The sequence below is a fragment of the Streptomyces sp. NPDC004065 genome (assembly GCF_044903565.1).
Lineage (GTDB): Bacteria > Actinomycetota > Actinomycetes > Streptomycetales > Streptomycetaceae > Streptomyces.
In genome coordinates, this window is sequence record NZ_JBJDQT010000001.1 from 208,538 (window position 1) to 216,565 (window position 8,028).

Annotated in this window: 7 protein-coding genes and 1 pseudogene; 2 read left to right on the top strand and 6 right to left on the bottom strand. The window is 74.6% G+C overall.

The window, feature by feature from the left end; translation table 11 throughout:
- Positions 1–6: 6 nt before the first annotated feature.
- The 3 genes from ACI2LW_RS00935 to ACI2LW_RS00945 form a co-directional block, all read right to left on the bottom strand.
- Positions 7–1,872, bottom strand: a complete 1,866-nt coding sequence (locus ACI2LW_RS00935; protein WP_404728976.1) for a BTAD domain-containing putative transcriptional regulator — start codon at positions 1,870–1,872, stop codon at positions 7–9.
- Positions 1,873–1,923: 51 nt separating this feature from the next.
- A complete protein-coding gene (locus ACI2LW_RS00940; RefSeq protein WP_404728977.1) occupies positions 1,924–2,106 on the bottom strand; it encodes a hypothetical protein in 183 nt (60 codons plus the stop codon).
- Positions 2,107–2,290: 184 nt separating this feature from the next.
- The gene (locus ACI2LW_RS00945; RefSeq protein WP_404728978.1) at positions 2,291–2,590 is read right to left on the bottom strand and encodes a hypothetical protein; all 300 of its coding nucleotides are present in this window, start codon (positions 2,588–2,590) and stop codon (positions 2,291–2,293) included.
- 402 nt (positions 2,591–2,992) lie between these two features.
- Here ACI2LW_RS00945 and ACI2LW_RS00950 point away from each other — a divergent pair, with 402 nt between their 5' ends.
- Positions 2,993–4,009: a LuxR C-terminal-related transcriptional regulator gene (locus ACI2LW_RS00950; RefSeq protein ID WP_404728979.1), complete on the top strand. Its 1,017-nt coding sequence runs from the start codon at positions 2,993–2,995 to the stop codon at positions 4,007–4,009.
- A gap of 193 nt (positions 4,010–4,202) precedes the next feature.
- On the opposite strand, the gene ACI2LW_RS00955 is transcribed toward ACI2LW_RS00950, so the two are convergent.
- The 3 genes from ACI2LW_RS00955 to ACI2LW_RS00965 form a co-directional block, all read right to left on the bottom strand.
- Complete coding sequence (locus ACI2LW_RS00955) at positions 4,203–5,678, bottom strand: DHA2 family efflux MFS transporter permease subunit (protein WP_404728980.1); 1,476 nt, start codon at positions 5,676–5,678, stop codon at positions 4,203–4,205.
- A gap of 71 nt (positions 5,679–5,749) precedes the next feature.
- The gene (locus ACI2LW_RS00960; protein ID WP_404728981.1) at positions 5,750–6,922 is read right to left on the bottom strand and encodes a hypothetical protein; all 1,173 of its coding nucleotides are present in this window, start codon (positions 6,920–6,922) and stop codon (positions 5,750–5,752) included.
- Positions 6,919–7,464 carry a hypothetical protein gene (locus ACI2LW_RS00965; protein ID WP_404728982.1) on the bottom strand — a complete coding sequence of 182 codons (546 nt, stop codon included), beginning with the start codon at positions 7,462–7,464 and terminating at the stop codon, positions 6,919–6,921. Before ACI2LW_RS00965 ends, ACI2LW_RS00960 begins: the two co-directional genes overlap by 4 nt.
- A 141-nt stretch (positions 7,465–7,605) precedes the next feature.
- Between ACI2LW_RS00965 and ACI2LW_RS00970 the strand changes: the two are divergent.
- Positions 7,606–8,028, top strand: a pseudogene (locus ACI2LW_RS00970) (hypothetical protein); the annotation flags it as partial.

Below are 8,028 nucleotides of genomic sequence, written 5' to 3' on the forward strand. Positions count from 1 at the left end.
GCCGCGTCAGGCCGGGGCGGGCTCCGGGCCGTCGGCCAGCAGGTCGCGGGTGCAGTCGCGGATCAGGGTGTGGAAGGAGAAGCGGGCGGGGGTGTCCTCGCGGATGAGGTTGTTCTCGACCAGCACGTCGAAGTACCGCTCCACGTCCCCGGCCGGCAGGCCCGTGACGGCGGCGGCGTGGTCGACGTCGTACGACACGGAGGGGTGGCGGCTGATCAGCCGGCTGAACCGGCGCTGGGAGGGGTTCAGGTGCTGGTAGGACGTGCGCAGCACGGACATCAGGTCCCGGTCGGCGGTCCGCAGGCAGCTCGCCCGCCGCGGGGTGCCCGCCAGCCGGTCGACGAGGTCCGCGACCGCCCACGCGGGGCGGGAGCGCAGCCGGGTCGCGGCGATCCGGATGGCCAGCGGCAGATGGCCGCACAGTTCGACGGCCCTGGCCACCTGCGCGGGCTCGCGGGCGGCGCGCTGCTCGCCGGCGACACGGGTGAAGAGCGCGGCGGCGTCCGCGGGCGGCAGCACGTCCAGCCACAGCGGCAGCGCGCCGTCCAGCGCGCTGAGCTTGCGCCGGCTGGTCACCAGGACCAGCGCTCCGCCGGTGCCCGGCAGCAGCGGGGCGACCTGCGCGGTGTCCGCCGCGTCGTCCAGGACCACCAGGCAGCGCTCGCCCGCGAGCCGGGAGCGCCACAGCGCGCTGCGCTCCTCCAGGGTGCGCGGGATCGCCTCCCAGGGCAGGCCGCTCGCCTGGAGCAGGGTGGCCAGCGCCTGCTCGGGCGGCAGCGGCGGCCGGTCGGCGCTGTAGCCGTGCAGGCCGATGAAGTACTGCCCGTCCGGGTAGTGCCGGGCGACGCGGTGGGCCACCCGCACGGCGAGCGTCGTCTTGCCGACCCCGCCCATGCCGTCGATCGCGATCATCAGGGGCGAGGCGTCGGCGTCCGGCTCCTGTCCGGCCAGGGCCAGCAGCGAGTCCACCTCGGCGGTGCGGCCGGTGAAGTCGGTCAGGTCGTGCGGCAGGTAGTGGCGGTGGTTGCCGGGGGTGCGCGCCGGCGGGGGCGGTGCGTCCGCCGGGGGTGCGGCGCCGTCCGCGGGCGGGGTGTGCGCGCGGCGTGCGCCGGGGCCGGCCTGGGCGGGGCCGCGGGCCGCGGGCGAGTCGGCGAGGATCTCCGCGTGCAGGGCGCGCAGATGGCGGCTGGGTTCCAGGCCGAGTTCCTCGGCGAGGAAGCGCCGGCCCTCTTCGTAGACCGCGAGGGCGTCGGCCTGGCGTCCGCTGCGGAACAGGGCGAGCATCAGGCTGCCGCGCAGCGAGTCCCGCAGCGGGTAGTCGGCGAGCAGGGCGTGCAGTTCGCCGACCAGGGAGCTGGTCTCGCCGGCCCGCAGGCGCAGCGACATGAGGTCCTCCAGGGCGGTGAGGCGCTGCTCGTTGAGCTTCACCGCGGCGGAGGTGACCGAGGGGCAGTGGATGCCCGCGAAGGCGTCGCCGCGCCAGAGGTCCACCGCCGACTGCAGGACGCGCAGCGCCTCGGCGCAGCGGCCCTCCCGCTCGGCCGTCCCGGCGGCGCGCACGCGCCGGACGAAGCGGTGGGCGTCGACGGCGTCGTCCGGGACCATCAGCCGGTATCCGACGTCCATCGTGACCAGGCTGGTGCCGTCCGCCGCGGACAGGACGCGGCGCAGGTCGCGGATGGCGTTGTGGACCTGGGGGCGCGCCGAGGGCGGCGGGTCCTCCCACAGCTCGTCCACCAGCACGTCCATCGGGACCACCCGGTTGGCGTGGAGGAGCAGCAGTGCCAGGAGCTTCTGCTGGCGCATGCCCCGGACGCGGACCGGTTCCCCCGACTCGCGTATCTCCAGTGAACCCAGGACCAGGAATTCCATTTCTTCGTCCCCCGATGTGCGTGGTCGTTCAGCACGGTTCCGGCGGGGTGGTCACTTTCCCCAGGTGACGTCGTCGGTGCTGTCGCCGGCGGTGATGCCGATGCGGTTGGCCGGCTCGGCCTCGACGGCTCCCGGAATGCGCTCGACATCGTTCCAGACGGCCGCCGAAAGGGTCATTCCACCGGCGGCGAGAACAACAGAGGCGACGATCTTGGAGACACGGGTGGCCAGCACGGAATTTCTCCTTCGGCAAGGTGGTCGTTTCCCGGGGAATTCCCCGGGACCGGCGGCGGCTGCTCTCGTTTCCGCCGATGCCCCTACTCTGCTCGGCCGGCGGGCCGGGAGGGAACGGAAAAGGGCTGGACGGAACCTGCACTGTCCTAAGGCGTCCACCGCGACCTGCGGCGACGCACCGGCCTCAGGAGTCCCACCAGGGTCCGGGAACCAGGACCGCCTCGGCCGTGACGACCCGGAATCCGCGCAGGGCGGGGTGGCCGGCGACGGCCCGCTCGGTGAGCCGCGCGGCGCTCTCCTCGGCGGCGGCGAGACGGTCGGCGAGCAGGAAAAGCCCCAGCGTGACGTCCCCTTGGGCGCCCGGGTGGACGGTGACGTGCTCGAGGCCGTCCGCTTTCCCGGCGCAGGACGTGATGATCGTGGCCAGGTCGGGCCGCACGGCGGTGCCGCCGGGACCCTTCAGGCGCACGTGGATGAGATACATGCCCTCATTCTTCGGGGTGTGAATTGAGTGCGGGAGCGACGCGCGTTGGACGGTTTATGCCATGGCACAAAGCGTCACGCGCCGGATCCCGCCGGGCGGCCATAAATTGACGCGGATGCGGGGGCGGGCGCCGGCCGGCGCGGCGGGCCGAAACCGAACCCCAGAAGATTCAACAGGCAACGACCGTCCGGTCGGTACCCGAGCCGGTGACCCCCGCGCGAGCGGCATAGGCGTTCCCGCGTCCGTCCGCCCCGCCCGTGCGCGCCCCGAGTTGAATTATCGTCAACTTGGCCGGAACCGGCCTCGGTGTCGCCACAGGGGCCACAGGAGTTCAACGTCAGTAAGCTCAGGGGCACTAAGTTTCGAACTCGGTGAGTTTGATGCTGGCCAGGGGGATCACAGATGCTGGACGTTCTGGGACTCGATGCCGTTGCCGAAGCCATCTACCGGGGGATGCTGACCAACCCCGGTGACGGTGTGACCGCGTTGGCGGCACGGCTGGGTCTGACGGAGGAACAGGTGCGAAGAGGGCTGGACCGGCTCAGCGAGCTGGCCCTGATACAGCCCTCCGCGAGAGAAGGGAGCGGCACGGCCGCGGACGGCATAGGGTTCCGGGCGATCGGCCCGGAGACCGCGATGGAGGTGCTGCTCGCCCGGCAGCAAGCGGAACTGGCGGCCCAGCAGATGCGGGTGGAGGCCTCCCGGGCGGCGGCGGCCCAGCTGATCGCGGAGTGCTCGGCGCTGCGCCCGCGCGCCCTCGACCACGCCTCCGAGCAGCTGATCGGACCGGACGCGATCCGGGAGCGGCTGGCCGAACTGGCCAGGGCCGCGCAGACCGAGGTGACCACGTTCGCGCCGGGCGGCGCGCACTCGGCCGAGGACCTGGCGGCCAGCCGGGAGCCCAACGCCGACCTGCTGGGCCGCGGGGTCCGGATGCGGACCGTCTACCTCGACAGCGTGCGCAACCACGCGCCCACGCTGGAGCACGTCAGCTGGCTGCACCAGCACGGCGGGCAGGTCCGCACGGTGCCCGACCTGCCCATCCGCATGATCATCTTCGACCGGAGCCAGGCGGTGCTCCCCATCGACACCTCCGACGCCCGGGCCGGCGGCGTGGTGCTGCGCGGCGCCGGGACGGTGGCGGCGCTGTGCGCGCTCTTCGAGAGCGTGTGGCAGACGGCGGTCCCGCTGGGCACCGTCCCCAAGTGCGACGCGAAGGACATGCCCCCGCAGGAGCGCGCGGTACTGAAGATGCTCGCCCAGGGCTACACCGACGAGGCCATCGCCAAGCGGCTCGGCGTCTCGCCGCGCACGGCCCGGCGGATCGCCGCCAACCTGATGGAGCGCCTGGACGCCCGCAGCCGCTTCGAGGCCGGCGTCCACGCCGTCCAGGACGGCTGGCTGCCCTCGTCACGGTGACGGGGGGCGGTGCGGGTGCCGCGGGCGGCACGGGCGGGTGGGCGACACGGGCGGGTGGGCGGCACGGGCGGCACGGGCGGCGCGGGCGCCCCGCGCGATCCCCGGTCGCCGGGGCCCTACCGCCGCCCGTGGCCGTGCCGCGCCGTGCGCCGTTTCGTGCGCCGGTGCGTGCGCCGGTGCGTGCGCCGCGCCGTCACTCCCCCTCCTCGTCCCCGTCCCGGCGGGCTTCCCGGCGGTCCGCCGCGAGCAGCGCCAGGGCGGGGAGCAGCGTGAGGGCGTAGACCCCTAGGAGCCAGCCGAAGGAGTGCGCGAAGGCGCCGGGCACCAGCCCGTGCCGCTGCCGGGCCGCCGTCTCCAGCACCACCGTCACCGCGGCCAGGGCCACGGCGCCGCCGATCCGCTGGATCAGGTTGAGCTGGGAGGAGGCGTCCGGGATGGACTGCGGCCGGATCGACTGGAACGCCCTGGTCATGGCCGGGACGATGGTCAGCCCGGTGCCCAGCCCGCGCACCGCCAGGCTCGCGCACAGCAGCGTGTAGGAAGTGCCGTCGGACAGCCGGGTCAGCGGCACGGTGGCCAGCATGGTGAGCGAGATGCCGACGACGACCGTCCCGCCCCCGCCCAACCGCTTCATCAGCACCCGGCACAGCCAGGCCGCCGAGACCACGCCGATGCCGCCCGTGGACATCAGCAGACCCGTCCTGACGGCGCTCTCACCGCGCGCGGACTCGAAGTACAGCGGGATCAGCATCATCGGCGAGTACAGGACGAAGCCCAGGCAGAAGATGTTCAAGGCGGCCGTGCGGTAGACGCGGTGGCTGAACAGCCGCAGGTCCAGCAGCGGGAAGCGGGCGCGCAGCTGGCGCACCACGAACACCGCGCCGCTCGCCGCCGCGACCACGAGCGGCACCAGCAGCGACGCCCGCGCGTGCAGCCCGGCGCCGGAGAAGGCGTGGATCGCCAGGACGGTGCTGACCGTGCAGGCCGCGGAGGAGACGAGCCCGGTCACGTCCAGCGGCTTGGCCTCCCGGCCGGCCGGGCGGTCACCGCGGACGAACCGCACGGTGACGGCCAGCAGCGCGGCGCACAGGGGTACGTTGACGGCGTACACCGCCCACCAGCCGCCGGCCTCGACCAGGAGCCCGCCGACCGTCGGGCCCAGCAGCGGGCTGATCAGCATCACGCTGCCGTTCAGCGCCTGCACGCGGCCCAGCTGCTCGCGCGGTACGCCGCTGGTGAGCAGGATCGTGGACACCGGCGTGAGCACGCCGGCCGCCGCCCCGGACACCCCGCGCGCCACGACGAGTTCGGGCAGGCTCTGGCTGAGCGCGCAGGCCGCCGAGCCGAGCGCGAACAGCGTGGTCGCGCCGGCGAAGACCCGTTTGACGCCGAAGCGGGTGGCGAGCCAGCCGGTGGCCGGCATCAGCGCCGCCAGGGCGATCAGATAGGTCGTCACCACCCACTGGACCTGGCTGATGGCGCCGAAGCGGGCGGTGGTGTCCTCCAGGGACACGTTGACGATGGTGGTGTCGAGCAGCGCGAGGAAGCCGCCGGTGATGGCCGCGGCGATGGTCACGGCGGTGGGGCCGGAGGGCCCGGCGGGTGCGGCGGCGGGGGGCGAGGGCTCGGGACGAGCCTCCTCGCCGGTGTGCCGGTCGGTCAGGGACATGGGGCGCATCCTTGGGAGGTCGACGGGGGGAGGCGGGTGGAGACAGGTGGAGACAGGTGGAGACAGGTGGTTCAGTCCGCCGTGGTGAGCGCCTGTGCGATGCCGTCGAGGACCCGCCCGGCCGCCTCACGGGCGCCGGCGCGGTCGCGGCAGGACAGGGTCAGTTCGGTCTCGTCGCCCGTGCGGCAGGCGCTCAGGAACATCTCGGCGTAGGGCACGAGCATCGGCAGCGTGGCGAACCCGGTGGGACGGAAGTCGTCCGTGCGCAGTTCGTCGGTGTCGATCCGGCCGTGGTCGGTGATGATCGCCGTACAGGGGAAGCGGGTGCCGTCCAGTTCGCGTGCCTCGCGCAGGGTGTTGGCGAAGGGGTTCTGGCGCAGGAAGTCCCGGCTGAGGGCGGCCACTTCGCGCTTGGCGAGCAGGGCGCGCACGATCCGGCCGTGCAGGGCCCGCCAGTCGTCGTCCCGGCTGAGGTCGAGCACCAGCTGGGAGGTCAGGTTGGCGGTGGAGCGCACCGCGGGGTCGTGCCGGCGCAGGTCCACGGGGACGATCAGCCGGCCGGTGTCGCCGGCCAGGTGGCGGGAGAGCGCGGCGGCCACCCGGGCGGTGACCGCGGACGGGCAGGCCGGCACCCGGCGCCGCAGCCACAGCGGACGGCCGGCGGCGGCCGGCCCGTGACCGAGGACGGCGGGCAGGCCGGGGATGCGGGCCGGCGGCTCGGCGGGGGCCACCGGCCCGGCCGCCGTGCGGAAGTGGGTGTCGTCGGCGGTCGAGTCCGCGCCCAGCGGCTCCTCGCCGCGCAGTGCCCGGAACACGTCGGCGATCCACTGCCGCAGTCCGCGGCCGTCGGTGACGATGTGGCTGGCCCGCACCACGAGCCGGGTCACCGGCCCCGTCGCGAGGCCGACCTCGCAGACCGGTCCGGTCACGACGTCGAGGTCGCGGTGGAAGAACGGGGCGTCGAAGCCGTCGTCCGCCGCCGTGTCCGGCAGCTCGACGACCGGCGGGAGGGGGCCGTCGGCGCGCCAGGCCGCGGCCCTGCGGCGCACCGCGAGACCGGGGGCGGCGAGCGTGGCGGTCCGCACCGCCTGCCGCAGGGCGGCCGGGTCGATACGGCCCTCGCCCTCGACGACCATCTGGATCAGCTGCGGGGTGCCGGTCGCCGCCGCGTTGAGATAGCCGCGCTCGATCTGCGAGATACGGCGGGTGTAGGTCCCCCGCGTCCTTGTCGCTGTCGCTGTCATGCCGCCTCCAGGGTCAGGGCGTCGGTGGGGGTGGCCGGGGCGGCGCGGCCGGGCCGCCACCACCAGCGCACGGGCGCCGGCCGGCCGGTGACGAGGGCGAGGTGCAGGTCGGGGGCGAGGCGGGCCGAACGGACGTGGTACGGCGGGACGTTGGTGGCCCGCCAGCCCGGCCGCCAGGCCGGCAGCCGGACTCCTGCGAAGGTCTCCTTGGTCACGTGCGAGGCCTTGATGAGCGCCTCGCACTCGGTGAAGTCGCGGATGGTGGCGGGCGCGGCCAGGCCGAGCAGCTCGCCGAGCCACCGCATGGCGGCCGGCCGGTCCCGCTCGTCCTGGAGGTCTACACCGACCGGGCCCGCCGCGCCGAGCGCGACGGCGCTGTACCGCCCGCAGTGCGCCACCGAGACGGACAGCCCCAACTCCGGCAGGCTCCACCGCTTGTCGGCGTCCCGGGCGAGGTCCCCGGCCGTGACGTCGAGACCGTGCACGACCCGCACCGCGTCGATGATCAGCGACCGGCCCGAGCGGCTCAGACGGTTCCCCATACGGTCACGGGGCAGACCCGTGTGCCGGGTGACCAGACAGTCGATGACCGGCAGCGGCCCGGGTACGGCGCTCCCGACGACGGGGCCGCCGGGGGCCCGGTCACCGGGGGCGGGACAACCGGCTCGATCGCCGCGAACGGGATGACCTGCTCGTTCCCCGAGGACGGGATGACCTGCTCGATCGCCGAGGACGGGAGCGCTGGAGGCCCGATCGCCGTGGGCCCGAACGCGGGCAGCCGACCCGCCGGAGGTCCGGTCACCGCGGGTTCGGTCGCCGGTGGCGCCGGGGATCCGGTCACCGAGTGCCGGACCACCGGCTCGATCGCCGCAGGCCCGAGCGCCGGCGGCGGGCCCGTCGGAGAGCCGGTCACGGCGGGCCCGATCGCCGGTGGCGCCGGGGATCCGGTCACCGAGTGCCGGACCACCGGCTCGATCGCCGCAGGCCCGAGCGTCGGTGCCGGGCACTTCGGAGGGCCGAGTGCCGTGCGCCCGAGCCTCGGCGACGGGACCGCCGAGAGCCCGGTCACCGCGGGTGGGACCACCGAGGGCCCGGTCACCGCCATT